This window comes from Domibacillus sp. PGB-M46 (genome assembly GCF_022668875.1).
In the GTDB taxonomy this organism is placed as follows: Bacteria; Bacillota; Bacilli; order Bacillales; family Domibacillaceae; genus Domibacillus.
Genome location: NZ_JAKGCR010000023.1, coordinates 51261 through 71931, shown reverse-complemented (window position 1 = coordinate 71931; position 20671 = coordinate 51261). Strand labels below are relative to the sequence as shown.

17 protein-coding genes are annotated in these 20671 nt (G+C 37.6%); 13 read left to right on the top strand and 4 right to left on the bottom strand.

Annotated features, from left to right (window positions below; translation table 11 throughout):
* From L2D08_RS19360 to L2D08_RS19350, 3 genes are all read left to right on the top strand, one after another.
* Positions 1-1350 (top strand): SLC13 family permease (locus tag L2D08_RS19360; RefSeq protein ID WP_242236314.1); only part of this gene is annotated, 1350 nt, incomplete at its 5' end.
* A gap of 9 nt (positions 1351-1359) precedes the next feature.
* Complete coding sequence (locus L2D08_RS19355) at positions 1360-2163, top strand: amidohydrolase family protein (RefSeq protein WP_242236312.1); 804 nt, start codon at positions 1360-1362, stop codon at positions 2161-2163.
* A gap of 81 nt (positions 2164-2244) precedes the next feature.
* Entirely contained in the window at positions 2245-2649 is a 405-nt protein-coding gene (locus L2D08_RS19350) for a hypothetical protein (RefSeq protein ID WP_242236311.1), read from the top strand.
* Between the two features lie 479 nt (positions 2650-3128).
* Here the strand turns inward: L2D08_RS19350 and L2D08_RS19345 are convergent, their stop codons facing one another.
* Both L2D08_RS19345 and L2D08_RS19340 read right to left on the bottom strand, forming a co-directional pair.
* On the bottom strand, positions 3129-3626 hold the full coding sequence (locus L2D08_RS19345) for a hypothetical protein (RefSeq protein WP_242236310.1): 498 nt from the start codon (positions 3624-3626) through the stop codon (positions 3129-3131).
* 9 nt (positions 3627-3635) lie between these two features.
* Positions 3636-4112, bottom strand: coding sequence for a helix-turn-helix domain-containing protein (locus L2D08_RS19340; protein ID WP_242236309.1), 477 nt, complete (start codon positions 4110-4112; stop codon positions 3636-3638).
* Between the two features lie 526 nt (positions 4113-4638).
* On the opposite strand from L2D08_RS19340, the gene L2D08_RS19335 reads away from it, so the two are divergent.
* Both L2D08_RS19335 and brnQ read left to right on the top strand, forming a co-directional pair.
* A complete protein-coding gene (locus L2D08_RS19335) occupies positions 4639-5598 on the top strand; it encodes a proline dehydrogenase family protein (RefSeq protein WP_242236323.1) in 960 nt (319 codons plus the stop codon).
* A gap of 89 nt (positions 5599-5687) precedes the next feature.
* Positions 5688-7049, top strand: coding sequence for a branched-chain amino acid transport system II carrier protein (brnQ, locus tag L2D08_RS19330; RefSeq protein WP_242236308.1), 1362 nt, complete (start codon positions 5688-5690; stop codon positions 7047-7049).
* A 165-nt stretch (positions 7050-7214) separates the two neighbouring features.
* Here brnQ and L2D08_RS19325 read toward each other — a convergent pair whose 3' ends face one another.
* Positions 7215-8588, bottom strand: coding sequence for a sigma-54 interaction domain-containing protein (locus tag L2D08_RS19325; RefSeq protein ID WP_242236321.1), 1374 nt, complete (start codon positions 8586-8588; stop codon positions 7215-7217).
* 354 nt (positions 8589-8942) lie between these two features.
* Here L2D08_RS19325 and L2D08_RS19320 point away from each other — a divergent pair, with 354 nt between their 5' ends.
* The 6 genes from L2D08_RS19320 (at position 8943) to L2D08_RS19295 (ending at position 15012) form a co-directional block, all read left to right on the top strand.
* Positions 8943-9950, top strand: coding sequence for a proline racemase family protein (locus L2D08_RS19320; RefSeq protein WP_242236307.1), 1008 nt, complete (start codon positions 8943-8945; stop codon positions 9948-9950).
* Positions 9951-10107: 157 nt separating this feature from the next.
* Complete coding sequence (gene pruA / locus L2D08_RS19315; RefSeq protein ID WP_242236319.1) at positions 10108-11667, top strand: L-glutamate gamma-semialdehyde dehydrogenase; 1560 nt, start codon at positions 10108-10110, stop codon at positions 11665-11667.
* 79 nt (positions 11668-11746) lie between these two features.
* On the top strand, positions 11747-12661 hold the full coding sequence (locus tag L2D08_RS19310; RefSeq protein WP_242236305.1) for a proline dehydrogenase family protein: 915 nt from the start codon (positions 11747-11749) through the stop codon (positions 12659-12661).
* 117 nt (positions 12662-12778) lie between these two features.
* On the top strand, positions 12779-13297 hold the full coding sequence (locus tag L2D08_RS19305) for an acyl-CoA thioesterase (RefSeq protein ID WP_242236303.1): 519 nt from the start codon (positions 12779-12781) through the stop codon (positions 13295-13297).
* Between the two features lie 114 nt (positions 13298-13411).
* On the top strand, positions 13412-14710 hold the full coding sequence (locus L2D08_RS19300) for a Glu/Leu/Phe/Val family dehydrogenase (RefSeq protein ID WP_242236302.1): 1299 nt from the start codon (positions 13412-13414) through the stop codon (positions 14708-14710).
* Between the two features lie 137 nt (positions 14711-14847).
* Positions 14848-15012, top strand: coding sequence for a hypothetical protein (locus L2D08_RS19295; protein ID WP_242236300.1), 165 nt, complete (start codon positions 14848-14850; stop codon positions 15010-15012).
* 888 nt (positions 15013-15900) lie between these two features.
* Here L2D08_RS19295 and L2D08_RS19290 read toward each other — a convergent pair.
* The gene (locus L2D08_RS19290; protein WP_242236298.1) at positions 15901-16419 is read right to left on the bottom strand and encodes a hypothetical protein; all 519 of its coding nucleotides are present in this window, start codon (positions 16417-16419) and stop codon (positions 15901-15903) included.
* A gap of 385 nt (positions 16420-16804) precedes the next feature.
* Between L2D08_RS19290 and L2D08_RS19285 the strand changes: the two genes are divergently transcribed.
* The gene (locus L2D08_RS19285) at positions 16805-18661 is read left to right on the top strand and encodes a beta-glucoside-specific PTS transporter subunit IIABC (protein WP_242236296.1); all 1857 of its coding nucleotides are present in this window, start codon (positions 16805-16807) and stop codon (positions 18659-18661) included.
* Positions 18662-18677: 16 nt separating this feature from the next.
* Positions 18678-20084, top strand: a complete 1407-nt coding sequence (locus tag L2D08_RS19280) for a glycoside hydrolase family 1 protein (RefSeq protein WP_242236294.1) — start codon at positions 18678-18680, stop codon at positions 20082-20084.
* Positions 20085-20671: the final 587 nt, after the last annotated feature.

Below are 20671 nucleotides of genomic sequence, written 5' to 3'. Positions count from 1 at the left end.
CTATATAATTCATATTATACAAATGACAGATATATAAAGGAGAAAATTATGCTCTATTCCATTTTAATAATACTGGCTATTATTATTGCGATCTATCTGGGCGAAAAGTTTGATATTAATACTGGTTTAGTTGCTTTAGCATTCGCTTATTTAATTGGTTGTTTTGTTTTGGGGATGTCTCTTGATGACTTATTGGCAACATTCCCAACAAAATTATTCTTGGTTATTTTCACCTTGGCGCTCTTCTTTAATTTTGCTGTAGTGAATGGTACTTTAGAAAAAATTGCCCAATTATTACTTTATAGATTTCAAAAACACACAAAATGGCTACCTTTAATTTTGTATTTTGTTACAGCGTTGGTTTCAGGAATGGGTGCCGGTTTCTTTACCTCTGTGGCAGTCATGGGTGCGATTACAATGGCATTATGTAAATCATCAGGAATGAATAGATTGCCTGCTTCATTTGCAGTTGCACTAGGTTCGCTTTCTGGTGCAAATTTCATGTATAGTGCGCATGGGGTACTCTTTAACTCTTTGATAAGTGAAACAGCTGTTGCTGATCAGGCGAATGTCCTGACAAGGGATATCTTTGTTGTTTCATTTATCTATCCAATATTTATCATGTTGATTCTGATGTTTCTTGACAGAAAAAACAGTCAAATCGCTGAATTGAATATTGCAAAACCAGAAGGTTTTTCAAAAAAACAAAAAGTAAATATTTCTTTAATTATTCTTCTTATGGTAATGGTACTAGGAATACCAATGCTCGCTAATTTTATGCCAGAGAATGAAACTATTCAGTTTATTAACTCACGTACGGACATTACTTTACTGGCAGTTGTATTCGCAATCGCAGCTTACCTATTAAAATTAGCTGAGGACAAACCAAAAGAAGTAATGGCAAGAGTACCTTGGAATACACTATGGCTTGTCTCAGGGGTAGGAATGTTAATTGATGTTGCCGTTGAAGCAGGTACAATTGATTTATTAGCTTCTTTGATAAATAACATGCCACCCATTATTGTTCCTATTGCTGTGACAATCATTGCTGGTATTATGTCAATCTTCAGCAGTACCTTGGGTGTTGTTGCACCGCTTATGTTTCCAATGATTGCGGGTATAATAGCTCCTACAGGCTACAGTGCTTCGTTAATTGCGGTTGCTATTATCATCGGCGCCCAATCAACAGCTTTAGCGCCATTCTCTACAGGCGGTAGTTTAATACTTGGTAACAGTAATTTAAGCGAAGAAGATTCTAAGAAGTTTTATAATGATTTACTTTATAAAGCAACGCCTTTAGGGTTAGGATTTGCTATTGTTGCCACTTTGATTTTAATGTTTATATTTTAGGGGGTAGTTATGCAAAAAATATTTGACTCTCATTTCCATATTATTGATCCAAAGTTTCCTCTTGAAGAAAACCAAGGATTTGTCCCTGATTATTATACAGTGAATGATTATTTAAAGGAATTAAAAGAAATGTCGATTGAAGTAATTGGTGGAGCCATTGTATCAGGCTCATTTCAAGGGTATCATCAAAATTATTTTGCAGAGGCAATTTCAGAATTAGGCAATAATTTTGTGGGTATCACCCAGCTTCCATTCGAGACAACCGATGAAGATATATTAAAATTAAACGATGTCGGAATAAAGGGAATAAGATTTAACCTATACAGAGGTCTATCTGCTTCACCCAAAGAAATTAAAGAGCTATCAGAGAGAGTTTATAAATTATGTAGTTGGAAGACAGAGCTTTATCTTAATATGCAAACAATGGATAAGGAATTAGAAGAATTAATTTTTACATTACCAAAAGTATCAATTGATCATCTTGGGATGCATAAGTGTTCAATTGATAAGTTGAAAAAAATTGTTAATGCAGATATTCCTATTCGTTTAACAGGCTTTGGCCGGGTTGGGTATGAACATGATGAAATCAGAAAACTAATTACAATATTATATAGTGAAAACCCAAGCTGCCTTATGTTTGGCAGTGATTTGCCTTCAACTCGAGCAAAACATCGATTCTCATACAATGATATTAAATTAATTAAAGAAACAGTAGGCAGAGAAGCACAGGATAGAATTTTCTTCCAAAACGGAGAGAGTTGGTATCTCGATAAAGCTTATTGCTGCTTAGGCTATGCAACATCTAATAGATAATTCCTGTATTGTGGTATTCCCTTCGTATAGCAGAAAGTAAAACATTTTTCTTTTTACTGTCTGCTATAAGGGGATTTTTCTATGGGGAAAATGAGAAAAACTTATATTTTAGATTTTAAACTTAAAGCAACAAATTTGTATGTCCATGAGGGAATGGGTGCTAAATCTATTACCCACGAGTTAGCAATTGCGCTTGGCATATCTTACAGCCGGGATATTGAGGACCGCGGCTCCGGGCATCAAATATTGCTTCCGAGAAGCACAAATAAGACAGCTGAGCTGTGTGAGCGCTTTTACAGTATTGGCGCGGACAGCCGTTACACCAGATCCATATCGTGTGCAGTAAATTACAGCCTGCAGCACATGAACAAATGGATTTATTTACGCCCTTTGAACTGGATGAAAGGCGTCATATTCTTGATGAAACAATCGATCAAATACGGGATCGTTTTGGTAAAAAGGCGATTTTTCATGCGTACAGCTTAATAAAAGGCGGTACTTATCTTTAACGAGCTGGTCATATTGGGGGGGCATAAAGGGGTTTCTTACTAATTTCACATAAGGTTACTAGCATTAGCTAGCACCTTCTTTTGTTCGTTACATATATACAGTTGCATTTGCTATTTAAACGCCTTGCCAATAATATATTTTTATATTAGACGGATTGTAATATTAAGTGCAACACCTAGAAAATAAAAAACGCCCATGGCAGCTTCGTGTAAAATGTAAGTTCCTACGCCAACATCCACGGTGGGCTGTCACGAGTTGCCATTTGGGCGCGCACGCATAGAAATACTAAAAGAATTCGACTGTTCCGTGCGAGACTTTGCCGAAAGAATCGGCCGATCGGCATTTTGTTGTACACTGAGTATAGTAGTACTTATATAAAACCAATTAACTATCCTCTCCTTTCTATTCCATATAGGGACAGAAAGTGGTTTATCTCCACCCTGATAAGTTTTCTTTCAGTCCCGGTGTGTTAGGTTTAATTTCTTCTCTTCGATACACTTCTTCAAGAATCTCCACAGCGATATCCTGCATACTTTTCCCTGTTTGTTCTCCTTTCTTAACCAATCTTTAATATCTACGGACAGGGAAACCGACAGCAATACCTCCTTCGACTCAATGCTGAGTGCATCATATTCCGGTACATATCGCACACGCCCTTGTTTAGCCGAACGTTTGATAAAATCAGCTAATTCAACCGAAACACCATTTAACCGGGCATCTTTCATATGAATGACCCATCGGTCCTTTAGCCGTTCCATGTATAGATTGGCCACAGGAACCTGCTGATAAAGCAGATCTATCACTTGATAGGTGAGGGAATAGACGGCCGGCAGATTGAGCACCGCATATCCAGGCTTCGTACTGAGCTTGCCCATTTCAAAGGAATAGTCAGGTGTTAATCTATGTGTGTAGATTCCTTCCATGTAGCTGAAAGTATCGTCGGTTCCCGGCACAATAAAATGCTAGTCCCTTAAACCTTTGCACATAAGCCTTGCTTCGAAAATGGAAGGGGAAGAAAAACGCTGGTACACAGCTTCTTTAGCCTTTTTATTATAGTATTGCCGCTGGGAAAGCCGGTCTTCCCAAATTTTCTTTTCGTGCAGCTCACTGGATTCTTTTAGGTCACTTTCTGTAATAAGGGGAATAGTGCGCCCTTTAACTTGTCCTTCAGAAGCGGGAAGAATGCCTTCTTTAATATAAGCCGCAATGAAATTTCGGTTTGTCTGCAGGTACTCTGCCGCTTGGTTTAAGGTTAAACCTTCCGGCGTTTTTGGCATGGTTTCAATGAGATGCTCAATTGCTTCCTTAGAAAAAAGCAGTCCCTGATGACCTCCCCACAGAGATCCTCCACAGCTTTTAGCTTTCCTTCCTAGACATACGCGTGGACCGTAGAGACAGAGCGGCCAATCATACTGTTTTAACCAATTTACAATAATCATGCGAGAATGTCCGTACCTGGACAGCCATGATGGAGGGCATTGAGTGAGAAAGCTAAGGAGTGGGGCCTATTCTAATAAAGCGTGTGGTATACACGCGAAAGTGCCGAACTGTCTTAGATACCTACTTACAGCTGATGGGAAAATATTTAATTTTAAGTAAACTATATGTAAATGAATTGTAAAGGTGAATTTACAAAAGTGTACATAAAATAAACGATTACTATTTGTTAAACCGTTAAAGTCAAAAGAAACGCCATCATATATAGACTTTTAGAAGTTGGCATCATAATTGCAAGTTAATAGTTTATAGAAGCTAAAAGGAGGCAATCGTTTATGTTGAATTTAAAAAAACGTATGAAAACAAGTGCTTACAAAAAAATTAAAAACAGAAACCTGTTATGTTTATCTTCAAAAGATAAGTGAGTAAACTTCGAGGGCTGACGCTGACTCTAAATGAATTGGTAAAAAGCCTAGATTAAAACAACGGGAGGTTATTATTTTGACAGTAACAAAAGATTTTTTTATTATGCTTTCTCAAAATAAGATGCTAAATAGCGGTGCTAAGCGGTGGGGGCTGAAATTGGGTGCCCAGTCCGTTGTGGCAGGCACGAACATTGAAGAAATGGTGAAGAGTGTTCAGGAGTTAAATGCAAACGGCATTTCTGCAACCATTGATAATCTTGGTGAGTTTGTATTTGAAAAGAAAGAAGCCATTCAGGCGAAAAACCAGATTCTGGCCGTTGTTGAAGCAATTCATCAGCACCAGTTAGATGCCCACATTTCGTTAAAGCCTACTCAACTGGGCCAGGATATTGACTATCGTTTCTGTCTTGAGAATTTAGCAGAAATCGTAGATAAAGCCTACAAATACAATATATTTATCAATTTTGATATGGAGGACCACGGACATCTTCAGTCATCATTTGATTTAATTGACGAACTCTCCAAAGACTACAATAATATTGGAACGGTGATCCAAGCTTACTTTTACGATGCGAAAGATGTGATTAGAAAATATAAAGATTATCGTCTAAGGATCGTAAAAGGGGCCTATAAAGAATCCGAAAATGTCGCTTATCAGGACAAAAAAGACATTGATCAAAATTTTATCGATTTAATCGAGTACCATCTCCTGCATGGTAAATTTACATCGATTGCTACACATGACCATAACATTATCAATCATGTAAAAAAATTCGCCAAAAAAAATAATATACCAGCAGAGAAATATGAATTTCAAATGCTTTACGGATTCAGAAAAGACATGCAGCTGAGTTTGGCCAGGGAAGGATATAATTTTTGTACCTACGTTCCGTTTGGGGTGGACTGGTATGGATACTTTATGCGCCGTTTGGCAGAGCGTCCCCAAAATCTTAACCTGGTAGCCAAACAGACATTCAACAAAAAAACAAACACCCTAATCGGGATCGGAGCGGGTGTCTTTCTATTAGGAAGAATCAGCAAGAAGAAACCAATGAAAGTATAAAGAGGAATGTAACGATTATTCCCTATGAAATGTGGGAGCGGCTCCTTCGGCTGTTCCCGCTGTGTTCATAACAATAAGGAGGAATAACAATGGATAAAAAGGTACCCTTTTCGCAGGTAGTGTCTATTGGTTTAATGCTATTTGCCATGTTTTTAGGAGCGGGGAACGTTATATTTGCGCCGATGTTAGGCCAGCAGGCAGGAACAAACACCTGGATTGCCATGGGCGGTTTTTTGATCACAGGTGTTGGACTGGTTTTATTGGCTATTATGGCTCTGACCCGTGGAGGAGGCACTGTAGAAAAGCTTGCCGGAAGAGTTCACCCGCGCTTTGCCACTATTTTTTCAATATTACTTTTTCTAACACTGGGACCTATTTACGTTATTCCTAGAACAACCTCCGTTGTTTATGAAATTGGTTTAAATCCCTTAATTCAAAGTGAAGCAAATGAAAGGCTGTATCTGCTTGTATTTTCAGTGTTATTTATTCTATTGACGATCTTACTCTCCTGGGACACAACAAAGCTGGTAGATAACCTGGGGAAAATTATTACGCCTATCTTTTCAATATTGCTGGCTGTATTGATTATAAAATCATTTATAACGCCGATGGGCAAAATAGGGGCTCCTAGAGAGGAATATATAGATGGAGTATTTTTGAAAGGGTTTACACAAGGCTACTATACAATGGACGTACTGGCTGCTTTTATATTTGGCGGTATTTTCATTAAGTCAATTAGTTCATTGGGAATAAAATCTGAAAAAGAAGTTTCCAGGCTCTTTATTAAAGCAGGGATTATCACGATTATTGGGTTAGTTGCTTTGCAGATTTCAATGGCCTGGATAGGGGCTTCCAGTGTAGATGCAATCGGTTTAAGAGAAAATGGCGGCGAAGTTTTAGCCGAGAGTGCTATCGCGTTGTTTGGAAAGTATGGGATTTATATTATCGGGACCATTATTTTCCTAACAGGGATTACAACGAATGTAGCGTGTCTGGCGGCAGTTTCCGAGTACTTTGAAAGAATTATGCCGTCTTTTAGCTATAAAAAATGGATCATAGCTTTTTCTATCATAGGAACGGTTATTACAAACTTTGGATTGAATACGGTTTTAACATTAGCATCTCCAATATTGCTCCTGCTTTATCCTTTGGCCATTGCTTTAATTGCTTTAATATTTACTAATAACTTGTTCAAAGGCTATCAATCTGTGTATGTGAGTACAGTAGCAGGAGTAGGATTGATTGCTCTGCTGGATGCTTTAAAAGAAGCTCATATCTTAACGAATGAAATCAATAGGGCGTTTGGATTCATCCCGCTATTTGAGCATGGTGTTGGGTGGATTGTCACAGGATTATTAGGGTTCTTAATTGGGTTGATCATTGCAAAAACAAAAAACGAATCAAAGGTAATCATTGATATAGCTGGACAGGAAGTTGATAAAATCTCGTAATAATCGTTTTATTTTTCTCCTGAAGCAAGCAAAAAGTTCTGAATCTCGTTAATATTTAGAGATTTAGAACTTTTTGTTTTATACTGCCACAATTAAAGTGTTAGTAGCCTTCCTGAACTAATGTACCTAAAGGTTTTAAAGGACGATTGTTAAATTTTAAATTAGTTAAAGGCCATACCTTGCGATCTTTTTATAAAGAGTAACCCTCGAAAAGCCGAGTTCTTTTGCTGCCAGTGTTTTGTTGCCAAATGTTTTTTCTAACACTTTTTTTATTCGTTCTTTTTCTAGTAAACTGATCTCATCTTGAAATGTAGTCGGGGTATTTTCAAGCGTGATTTTTTCTTTTGCCGGCAGCATACTCAGTATCTCACTGGCTTGTAGGACAGAGTCATCCGTCATAACCACAAGTCTTTCAACAAAGTTTCTTAACTCTCTAACGTTACCAGGCCAGTGATGCAAGGAAAATAACTCTATCACGTCGTTAGAAAGGACTTTGATTTCTTTTTGATATTTGATTGAAAATTCTTCTATAAATACATTCACCAGCTCCGGAACATCTTCTAGTCTTTCGCGAAGTGAAGGGATATGAAGAGGGACTACATTTAAACGATAATATAAGTCTTCTCTAAATTCTCCTTTTTCTACCATTTTCTCCAACATACTGTTGGTAGCTGCTATCACCCTTATGTCTACTTTAATGGGTTTTGTTCCGCCTACTCGATAGACTTCTCCTTCCTGAAGAGCTCTCAGGAATTTAACCTGGATATCCAAAGGCATTGTACCTAATTCGTCTAAGAAAAGTGTGCCGCCATTTGCTTCTTCCAATTTCCCAGCTTTTCCGCCTTTTTCGGCTCCTGTAAACGATCCTTTGTCATAACCGAAGAATTCGCTTTCAAATAAAGGAGAGGGGATCGCACCACAGTTAATAGGAACGAAGGGTTTTGTTTTTCTAGAACTTGACTCATGAATCGCTTGTGCAAACAGTTCTTTTCCCACTCCGCTTTCTCCTAAAATCAGCACTGTGGCATCCGTTTTTGCTACTTTAGCAGCTGATGCCTTTATTTGATTAATACTTTTGCTGCTGCCTTTTATGTTGGAGAATGGCAAGTTCTTAGATTGATTAATAACTTGCTGTTTTAAATCCTGCAGCTTTGAATGTGTAACGGAGAGCTCATCATTTAGTTTTACGGTAGCTGTAATATCACGATCTACCGATATAGCGCCAATAAGACTGCCATCCCGATCAAAAACAGGGGAAGAACTGATTAAAATATGCTTGTCAGGCCAGGGCTGGTGATAGACATCAAATACCGGCTGTTTATCTTTTAAAATTTCATATAATTTAATGTCATTTCTTTTGAAATAATGTTCTATATTTTTCCCCACTATGTCATTTGCTTTAATTTGATAGGTGTTTTCTGCTGCTTCATTCCAATAAACAACCTTCCCTGTTTTATCAACAGCTGTTACTGCATCTTTACTGATTTTTAAAATAGTTTCTAAATAAAAAAGGATACGGTCGTTTTTGAAATTGTCTATATTAATCTACCTCCTTTTACAGCTTCTCTGTGTAAGTTTACATGTTTACAATGTGTAAACATCATTTACAGGTTTATAATATTCTAAAAATAATAACTATTCAATACTTATATTAAAAATAAAAAGTTTTTCATTATTTCTTTTATTAATAGTTACGTTTCAATCTTGCTACGATATATCCCTTTAGCCTAGCTTTATCAGCTCAAAATAAGAAACATGGTTAGCTAGAGAGGGAAAAATTTATTCTTGATTTTGTATTTTTATGATCATTTGAATGTAAGAAAAATTTTTTGGCACACAAATTGCAATATGTATAATAGAACGCAATTTTTAATTAATAGAGGAGGGCTAGCTATGATCAATTTTTCTAGATTTATTGAAACCATTGATACTCATACAATGGGTCAGCCAACAAGAATTATTGTAAGTGGGGTTCCGAAAATACTAGGGGATACAATGCTAGAAAAGAAAAATACCCTTAAAAAAGAAATGCCTTGGCTCAGAGAATTACTGATGAACGAACCTCGTGGCCATCAGGATATGTTTGGAGCAATCCTTTGTGAACCTTCTCGTGATGATTGTGATGCCGGCTTAATCTTTATGGATCATGGCGGTTATCTGAATATGTGCGGGCATGGCACAATCGGCACTATTACTGCAGGCATACAATTTGGCTTATTACCTCAGAAAGAATTATTTTTTCTTGATACACCGTCAGGCAAGATAGAATGTACGGTTAAGTACAAGGAAAAAAAAGTCTGTGAGGTGTCCTTCCGAAATGTTCCATCTTTTGTACTTGAAAAAGATGTAAATATTTCAGTTGAAGGATATGGAACGATTAAATTAGATATTGCATTTGGCGGCAGCATATTTGCAATTGTAGACGCATCACAATTTAATTTGTCATTAACAACAAGCGAATCTCTTCTCTTATCTGAACTCGGTATGAAAATCAAACACATACTTAATGAGCAATTTCATTTTGAGCATCCACAAAATCAAAATATTTGTACAGTGGATCTTGTTGAGTTCAGCTTAAAGAAAGGAACGAATCATTACCGTAATGTTGTGGTCTTTGGGAATGGACAAATTGACCGGTCGCCATGCGGTACAGGTACTTCAGCAAAATTAGCAACTTTAGATCTTCAAGTTGGTGAAAGTATTATTCAAGAAAGTATTATCGATTCCCGCTTTATAGGTAAAGTAGTTGAAAAAACAACAGTAGCAGGTCTTGGTGCTATTGTTCCGGAAATCACAGGGTCAGCTTGGGTCACAGGAATACATCGATTCACTTTAGAAGAAACCGATCCATATCAACAAGGGTTTATTTTAAATCAGCAGCCTGTATTGGAAAATGCTTAACGGATAGACAGTGACGGCAGAGAAATTTGTTGTTTAAATTGCACCAATATTTTAGTTAATACTTGCTTCGTTTATTTAGGATTTCATAAGGCAGTTACATTATTCTTTAATTTCACTTGTAAACTTATTATCTATCAAAGGAGAAATTTACATGACTATGAATATTACGCTAGCAAAAAAATACACTCACGAGCCATTCACTGATTTTACGATTGAGGAAAATAAAAAAGCATTTCATAAAGCATTAAATAATGTTCAATTAGAGATGGGTAAAAGCTACCCGCTAATTATCGGAGGCGAGTCGATTACAACGGAGGAACAAATTATTTCGATTAATCCAGCAAACAAAGAGGAAGTAATCGGAAAAGTTTCTAAGGCGAATAAGGAACTGGCTGAAAAAGCAATGCAGGCAGCACTATCTGCTTTTGAAACTTGGAAAAAAGAAGATCCGGAAGTTCGTGCGAACGTTTTACTTTGTGCAGCAGAGATTCTCCGTGAACGAAAACATGAATTTTCCGCTTATCTAGTGAAGGAAGCAGGAAAGCCTTGGAAAGAAGCGGATGCAGACACAGCAGAAGCGATTGATTTCCTTGTATTTTATGCACGCCAAATGATGCAGTTAAAAGAGGGTGCCCCAGTGGAAAGCCGAGAAGGAGAGGCAAATACTTTTAATTATATCCCACTTGGTGTAGGGATCGTTATTTCGCCATTTAACTTCCCATTAGCGATTATGGCAGGAACTGCAGCAGCGGCAATCGTAGCAGGAAATACAATTCTCTTAAAACCAGCAAATAATACACCTGTAATAGCTGCTAAATTTGCAGAACTATTAAGAGAAGCAGGTCTTCCTGAAGGAGTACTTAATTATATTCCAGGAAGTGGCGCAGAAGTAGGCGATTACCTTGTAGATCATCCTAAAACCCGCTTTGTTTCTTTCACTGGGTCGCGTGAGGTTGGCTGCCGCATTTATGAACGCGCCGCAAAAGTACACCCAGGCCAGATTTGGTTAAAGCGTGTAATTGCTGAGATGGGCGGAAAAGACACGGTTGTAGTTGATAAAGACGCAGATTTGGATTTGGCAGCATCCTCAATTGTCTACTCAGCATTTGGATTCTCAGGACAAAAATGTTCAGCTGGTTCGCGTGCGGTCGTACACCAGGATGTCTACGATGAAGTACTAGAAAAAGCAATTGCTTTAACGAACACGTTAACAATGGGAAGTCCAGAGGATGTTGATACGTACATGGGACCGGTTATTGATCAAGCTTCTTTTAATAAAATTACAAAATATATTGAGATCGGAAAGGAAGAAGGCAAGCTGGCAGCAGGTGGACAGGGAGACGACTCAAGAGGCTACTTTATCCAGCCGACTATTTTTGCGGATGTTGATGAAAAAGCACGCCTTATGCAGGAAGAAATTTTTGGTCCTGTATTAGCCTTCTGTAAAGCACGTGATTTTGACCACATGATGGAAATAGCGAATAATACCGACTATGGGCTGACTGGAGCGTTACTATCTAATAATCCAGATCATATTAAGCGGGCAAAAGAAGAGTTCCATGTAGGAAACCTTTATTTCAATCGTGGCTGTACAGGTGCAATTGTTGGCTATCAGCCGTTTGGTGGCTTTAATATGTCGGGAACAGATTCCAAGGCAGGGGGTCCTGACTACATCATTTTACACATGCAGGCAAAAACGATCAGTGAAACCATTTAAGAAATGCAGGGCAGCTTTTAAAGCTGCCTTTTCTAAAATGTAGAAATAAAAAAGAAGATATGTGCTAGGGGGATAAAGGATGTTGGCAACTGTTTCGAAAAACATTTTTCTTTACGCTTCTCAAAATAAGGGATTGAATAAAGCCGCTAAAAAATGGGGACTTCGCTTTGGGGCCTCTCAAGTGGTCGCAGGAGAGACGATCGAAAGTGCTATTAAAAAAGCGCAGGCTTTAAATGAAAAAGGCATGGTTTGTACAATGGACCATTTAGGAGAATTTGTTTCAACCAGACAAGAAGCATTAGAAGCGACCGACTACAATATTAGAACATTAGAAGCGATAGCTAGAGCTGGTGTAAACAGTAATTTATCCGTAAAAATGACACAGCTTGGATTAGATATTGACCGGGATTTTTGTGTGGAAAATATGCGCCAAATACTCGAAACCGCAAAAAAGCACAATAACTTTGTACGAATCGACATGGAGGATCACGCGCATTGCCAAGTAACATTAGATATTCTGAAAGAACTGCGTCAAACCTTTGATAATGTTGGGACTGTCATTCAAGCTTATTTATACCGCGCAGAACAGGATGTATATGAGTTAAAAGGGATTCCTTTGCGTCTGGTAAAAGGCGCTTATAAGGAATCACCGGAAGTCGCCTATCAGGAAAAAGAAGAAGTTGATGAAAATTATATGAAGATCATTGAACAGCATCTATTAAGTGGAAGTTATACAGCCATCGCTTCGCATGACCACCATATCATTGCTAAAGTAAAAGACTTTGCCCAAGAAAATAATATACCACGTGATCAATTTGAATTTCAAATGCTATATGGGTTCAGAACCGAGATGCAGCAGGGTTTAGTAAAAGAGGGGTATAAAATGCGTGTATATATTCCTTTTGGTAATGATTGGTTTGGTTATTTTATGCGTAGATTGGCAGAGCGGCCTCAAAACATAGCATTCGCTCTTAGAGGATTTTTTTCTAAATAAAGATAAAGCAATACGATGAAAGCATAGGGGTTCTTTTAAAATTGGTTTTTTATTAAAAAAAAACGCTCATTTAATAATACTTTAAACAAATGGTACAGGTTTTAGGAGAGAGGGTACATGGAAGCGAAATATTGTAAAGAATCACGGGTTATACGAACCAGTCGTGTTTTTCCGAATGATGTAAATAATCATAATACATTATTCGGCGGTCAATTAATGAGCGATGTCGATCAGGTAGCTTCTGTTTCTGCAGCGAGACATAGCCGGAAAGAGTGTGTAACAGCTTCAACTGATTCTGTTGACTTCCTTCACCCTGTTCGTCCAACAGATTCAGTCTGTTTTGAATCCTATGTGACCTGGACAGGGAGGTCTTCCATGGAGGTTTTTGTAAAAATTATTGCTGAAGACTTAAAAAGCGGGGAATGCAAAATTGCAGCTACCGCCCTCTTAACATTTGTGGCCCTTGACCAATACAAACGTCCAACACTTGTTCCTCAAGTGATTCCGGAGACGGAAGAAGAAAGAAAATTACATGAAACTGCTCCGGATAGAGCAAAAATGCGAAGAGAAAGAAAACAAAAAAGCAAGGAGCTGGCTTTATTTTTAAAAATACCTTCTTCTTTGCACTTTTCCTAGCCATTTAAGGAAGGTGGTTATGAAATGACAACACAGCTGTATGAGATATAGCATTAACATAAGTGTTATTAAAAAATCGAATGTAAACAACTCATAATTTAAGAGGTGTAGAGAATGAAGGCGACTGCCCCTTCTGAACATAAACAGAGTCAAATATTAAATAGAAAAAAAGTTGAAACTCTCAATTTATTTGAATCGACACAACTCATTATAAAAGAAGCGGTCCAGAAGTTAGGATATAACGAGGATATGTATGAACTTCTGAAAGAACCAGCCAGAATTCTTACTGTGCGAATCCCCATTCGAATGGATGACTCTTCTATTAAAGTGTTTACAGGTTACCGATCTCAACATAATGATGCTGTAGGTCCCACCAAAGGGGGCGTTCGTTTTCATCCAGATGTAAATGAGGAAGAAGTGAAGGCTCTATCTATTTGGATGAGTTTAAAATGTAGTATTACCGATCTTCCTTATGGTGGGGGAAAAGGCGGGATTATTTGTGATCCAAGGGAAATGTCATTCGGGGAATTAGAAAGGTTAAGCCGTGGCTATGTTCGAGCTATTAGCCAAATTGTTGGGCCTACAAAAGATATTCCAGCCCCTGACGTGTATACAAATTCTCAGATTATGGCATGGATGATGGACGAATACAGCCGGATTCGTGAATTTGATTCTCCCGGGTTTATTACGGGCAAACCAATTGTTCTAGGCGGTTCTCAAGGCCGGGAAACCGCAACAGCGCGTGGTGTAACAATTTGTATTGAAGAAGCAGCAAAGAAAAAGGGAATTGATGTAAAAGGTGCGCGCATTATCATTCAAGGTTTTGGAAATGCAGGGAGTTTCCTTGCAAAATTTATGTATGATGCAGGAGCAAAGGTAGTTGGAATTTCTGATGCTCAGGGAGCTTTATACGATCCCCAAGGACTAGATATCAATTATCTGCTCGATCGGCGCGACAGTTTCGGATCTGTAACGAACTTGTTTACAAATATCATAACAAACCAGGAATTATTAGAAAAAGAGTGTGACATCTTGGTGCCAGCTGCAATCTCTAACCAGATTACAGAAAAAAATGCTCATCAAATTAAAGCTTCAATTGTAGTGGAAGCAGCAAACGGACCAACAACTCTTGAAGCCACTAACATTTTAACTGACAAAGGGATTCTTCTTGTGCCAGATATATTGGCGAGTGCAGGTGGTGTCACGGTTTCTTACTTTGAGTGGGTTCAAAATAATCAAGGGTATTATTGGTCAGAGGAAGAAGTAGCTGAAAAATTAAGAAAAGTTATAGTCAACGCTTTTGAAAGAATCTGTGAGACATCGCAAAAAAATAAGGTGAATATGCGTTTAGCAGCTTACATGGTTGGAATTAAAAAGCCGGCTGAAGCTTCTCGCTTTCGGGGCTGGGTATAAACTAAGAAGTTCACCTGTTTAAAATAGAGTACTATAACTTGATTTTGTCATCTATTATTAGATAAGCGCCAAAGTTTTACGATTTTATTATCTCTTAAATATAAAAGTAAGATGATTCTAGATAGGAGGAATTTATCATGTGGATTATCACTGTGCATTCTAATAAAAATGTCAAAATGTTTGAATTTGAAACAGAGCAGGAAGCAAAATTAACTTTTGAAGAGGTACAGGGGTGTAAATTTCTTACCGAGGTAGTTTACCTTAACAATAGACAGCTAACTAGGTCTAAAATTTATAGTTAGACACTAGAGACCTCTTCTCTTTGCCTGCTTAAAATCAATAATAAACCTTTGGAGTTTTCAATAATGTATAAAAGTGAAGAATGTCTTTTGTTGCAAGCTGCCACTTAATCAGCAGTTATTAACATAACTGAGAGCTCCGCCTGCGCTTGATCGAAACCAATATGGAGCAGCAAAGCGAAATGCTGATTGTAGCCCCAAACAAAAGATGAGAAAACGCTTCGGTGCATCTTTATTGGGGAAATGTTCCTTGCGCTTTATGTACTTCATAATCTTTTTAATGAACGACTTAATTGGAGTAATTAAATAAAGGATCCATTTGCAATTTCATTCTATTTTGCCAATTTTAAATGGTTAATTCGCACACTAGAAGCATAGAACTGGAAAAGACTCATGATTATTGCATGTTAATCATGAGTCTTTTTCTTCCTACTTAATTGATGGTTATCTAGAATAAATCCAAATGTATATAGATGAACACTTGGTATGGTCGTTTACGGTATTAGGTTGGTGTTTAAAAAGAAGTGATCTAAGCAACTCAACGTGTGTGTTCTCTAGCGAGAAGTCTAGTTTTTAGCCCTCTGGTGACCATCATTAATAGTGCATCCCCGTACGCACCTGGCTCAATATTAATCCTATCTTTAATACAAGACTAAAAGAGAATTTCTATTCGAGGAATTTAGAGATTTGGAAAATAACAAAAAAATAATTGAGAAGCGGAATGAAGTACCTAATGAGCTTTCTCACACGTTGATCTCTATTAAGGATAAAGCGGTTGCTGTTGGGCTTCACATATATATTCAATTCTATACAAAAGCCGCCTATTAAGGTGACTAAATAATACGTTTTTAAATTAGTGTTAATAGCCTCAATAAGGTTTACACATAGGATTTAATAAATGTTTTCTCTCCGATACACTTCTATTAATATATCGGCAGTAATGTCCTGCATACTTTTATCTGTCTGTTCTCCTTTCTTACGAAGCCAGTCCTTAATATCCACGGACAATGAAACTGAAAGTAGTTCTTCTTCCGATTCAATGCTGAGTGCGTCATATTCCGAAACATACCGAACACGTCCTTGTTTAGTCGAACGTTTTATAAAGTCGGCTAGCTCAACTGAAACACCATTTAATCGGGTATCTTTCATATGAATGACCCATCGATCCTTTAACCGTTCCATATACATGTTGGCCACTGGAGCCTGCTGATAAAGCAGATCCATCACTTGATAGGTGAGGGAGTAGACTGCCGGCAGATTGAGCACCGCGTATCCAGGTTTTGTACTGCGTTTACCCATTTCAATGGGATAGTCAGGTGTTAACCTATGTGTATAGATCCCTTCCATGTAACTGAAAGTATCATCGGCTCCAGGCACAATAAAGTACCAGTCCCCTAAACCTTTGCGCATAAGTCTTGCTTCTGGAATAGAGGCAGATTGGTCACTGAAACCTGCTGACAAAGCATATCCATCACTTGGTAGACAAGGGAATATACTGTTACCAGGTTTAGCATGGTATATCTCGTTTTCGTGAGGTGCTTGCTCTCTTCATATGAAAAACACGAAAAAAATTCATAAAAATATTGATTAACCCCTTGTATTTTATATTTGAATGTAATAAAATCAGCTCAACAAAATAAAACAGGACATGTTACTGGTAATGCAGGCAGGATCCGTTAAAGATGATATGATATCAGGCGATATTATATTGTTTTTAAGGGATCCTGCCTTTTTTGTTAGCTTATTATTTTGGCCGAAATGTAAGCGTATTTAAATCAGTTAAGGAGGATTTGAAATGGATTACAAAAAAATAGCAGCCGATATTTTAAAACATGTTGGCGGTGAGCAAAATGTAGCTCACTTAGGACATTGTGCAACAAGATTACGTTTTACACTTGCTGATGATAGTAAGCCAGATGTGGATGCACTTAAAAAAACACAAGGGGTTTTAGAAGTAGTTAATAAAGGTCAATTTCAGGTAATCATAGGAAATAACGTAATTGAAGTTTATGAAGAATTGCAGAAGATCGGCAATTTCGCTCAGCAAAATACTAATACACAAAAAGGAAAGCGAAAAGTTGGAGCGACAATTTTAGACTTTTTAGTTAGTGTATTCCAGCCTTTAGTACCAGCAATGGCAGGCGCCGGTATTTTAAAATCAATGTTGCTTCTGTTATCTGTTTTTAATCTGATAGATGAGACGGGACAAACCTATATTATCCTAACGTCCATTAGCGGTGCAGTATTTTACTTTTTACCAATACTCGTTGCTATTACAACAGCAACAAAAATGAAGGCTAACCATTTAGTTGCCGCTGCAGCTATGAGTATACTTTTATTCCCTGATATGACAAAACTTTTAGGCGAGGGAGCAACTCTATTTTCTATCCCTGTAACAAATGTTAATTATGCAGCGCAAGTATTCCCATCCATTTTAGGTGTAATGTTCTATGCATACATGGAGAGACTTTTTACCAAAATTTCACCAAAACCTATTCGGGTTTTCTTTATCCCAATGATGTCACTGCTTTTAACCGTTCCAATGACACTGTTAGTTTTCGGACCAATAGGATTTGAGGCTGGATCGTTATTAACGACTGCTATTTTGTTCTTATTTGATAAAGCTGGATGGATTGCGGTAGGCCTTCTTGCCACTATTATTCCATTTATGATTGCTACAGGTATGCATAAAGCCTTAACTCCGTATGCAATCAATTCAATCACTGCCACAGGGAAAGAATTTCTGCTTTTACCTGCACTATTAGCACATAATATGGCTGAAAGCGGTGCGTGCTTTGCAGTCGCTTTACGTGCTAAGAATACAGAGCTTAAATCTATAGCCCTATCTTCCGGCATTTCAGCATTGTTTGGCATCTCGGAACCTGCGCTTTACGGTATTACATTGCAGAAAAAACGAGTACTGTATAGTGTTGTAACAGCAGGTTTAATAGGTGGTTTAAGTCTTGGTTTATTTACTGTCTCGAGCACTACACCTGTAAGCCCAAGTGTTGCAAGTTTCTCCATGTTTATTGATCCAGAAGACAGTAATAATATCATTTATGCCCTTTTAGGTTTGGTGATTTCTTTTGTATCGGCCTTTGTGATTACCCTGTTTGCATGGAAAGAAGACAAGGAAAAAGCTGAAAATACAGTAGCTGAACATTCACCTGATAAAAATGTAAATGTTGATGAAGCTGTTCATATCAAACAGCCGGTTTCAGGAAAAGTAATTCCTTTATCTGAAGTAAATGATAGTGTATTTTCAACCAAAGTAATGGGTGACGGAATTGCAGTCATTCCATCAACAGGAGAACTGTATGCGCCTGCTGATGGAACAATTAAAATGGTTTTTAATACAAACCATGCACTTGGAATGGAAACTACCAATGGAGCTGAAATGCTATTCCATATTGGTATTGATACAGTTCAACTAAATGGGAAATATTTTGAATCGCTCGTAAAAGTTGGAGATGAAGTAAAAGCTGGCGATTTGCTAGTGAAATTTGACCTTAACAAAATTATTGAAGAAGGATTTGATCCAGTCACAATTGCCGTCGTGACTAACAAAGATCAATACTCAGTAAAAGTCGAGGACGTCAAGCAGGCTGATCATAATGGATCGTTAATGCTGGTAACGGCGTTAGGAAACTAATTGGAGGAGATTAGGTATGGGAAAAGGATTTCCGGAGAACTTTCTGTGGGGTGGTGCAACCGCGGCCAATCAAGCTGAAGGCGCGTATTTAAGTGATGGAAAAGGATTAAGTACAGCAGATGTCATGACAGCAGGTGTACATGGGGTTCCGAGAGAAATTACAGATAGTGTAGTGAAAGGAAACTATTATCCGAGCCACCACGCGGTTGACCATTATCATCGTTTTAAAGAAGATATCGCGCTGTTTGCTGAAATGGGATTCAAGTGTTACCGCATGTCCATTGCCTGGTCAAGAATCTTTCCAAATGGAGATGAAGAAGTGCCTAACGAAGCAGGCTTGAAGCATTATGACGAAGTCTTTGATACGTGCCATCAATATGGGATCGAGCCCTTAGTAACCCTCTCTCATTTTGAGACACCGCTTGGATTACTCAAATACGGCTCATGGGAGAACCGTAAAGTAGTGGATTTTTATTTACGGTATTGCAGCACCGTTTTTAATCGGTATAAAGGCAAAGTGAAATACTGGCTTACATTTAATGAAATTAATGTCATGTCAACCAAAGCCTGGATGGCGGGCGGGGTTAACTCTGATGATGAACAGACGAGAATGACGGCTGCTTATCACCAGTTCTTAGCCAGCGCTAAAGCTGTCCAGATGGCTCATGATATTGATTCCGATAATAAAGTGGGTATGATGTATGCCGGCCATATTGCGTATCCAAATAGCTGTGATCCAGATGATATACAGGCAACGGTTGATTTTATGCATAAAATGCTGTTTTATTGTGATGTTCAATGCCGGGGTTATTATCCAGCCTATAAATTAAAAGAATTTGAACGGGAAGGCATTGTTTTACCTATTCAAAATGGTGATTTGGATGAGTTAATGAAGGGTAAAGTTGATTTCTTATCGTATAGTTACTATTTAACTCATGTAGTTGGAAAGAATACCCCTTTAGATTTTAAAGGGCTGAATGGCGTCAAAACAGGCTATAAAAATCCTCATCTTCCAACCAGTGACTGGGGATGGTCTATTGATCCAATGGGCCTTCGGTATTCATTAAATCTTTTATATGACCGTTATCAACTGCCTCTAATGATTGTAGAAAATGGGCTGGGCGCAGTCGACGAAGTTGAAGAAGATGGAAGCGTTCATGATTCGTATCGTATTGACTATTTAAGAGATCATTTAAAAGAAATGAAAAAAGCGATTGAAATCGATGGTATTCCTGTCATGGGTTACACAATGTGGGGTCCACTCGATATTATTGCCGCAAGCACCGGTGAAATGAAAAAAAGATACGGCTTTATCTATGTAGATGTAGACGATAACGGAAATGGCACATTTGAACGCAGGAAAAAAGATTCCTTTTACTGGTATAAGAAAGTGATTCAATCGAATGGGGAAGATTTAGAGTGATAATTAATGATTTCTAAACCAATCTGGAAATAAGTTTGATAAGAGATAGTGTGTATAACAGCAAGAAGTGTAGTGTTCAGTAGTGAATAATGAACACAATAAAAAGTATAGAGGTAATGATAAAGTACATGCCTTTAGAAATATTTGTGGCTTTTCATCTCTTTAAGTTCACGATAACAGGCTGTATAAATACTTGAGAAGATAAATACAACTTTAGTTAGGCAATAGCTATGTAGCTACTAGTAAGAGGTTTAGTAAAACTAACACTAGTAGCTGCATTTTTCCTTTTCTAAATAAAAGAACCATAAATTGAAAAGGTTTACAAAAAAAGCATCTAACTATTTATGTGCATTTTAAAAAGGTTTGGAACAACAGAAGAAAGTGTGGAATACGCATATCAACAATTGGCACATAAAATAACGTACCTCGTATTGATCCGGACTGCAATATTTATTGCAGGTGTTGATTTTCTAACCCTTTTCTAACATTTTTTAATTTATTTTACTCCTAATCTTTTTATTTTTTGTGTCTTTTTTCTTTATTATTTAATTGATCGACAGGAAAAATGATTTATAATCTGTTTAAAA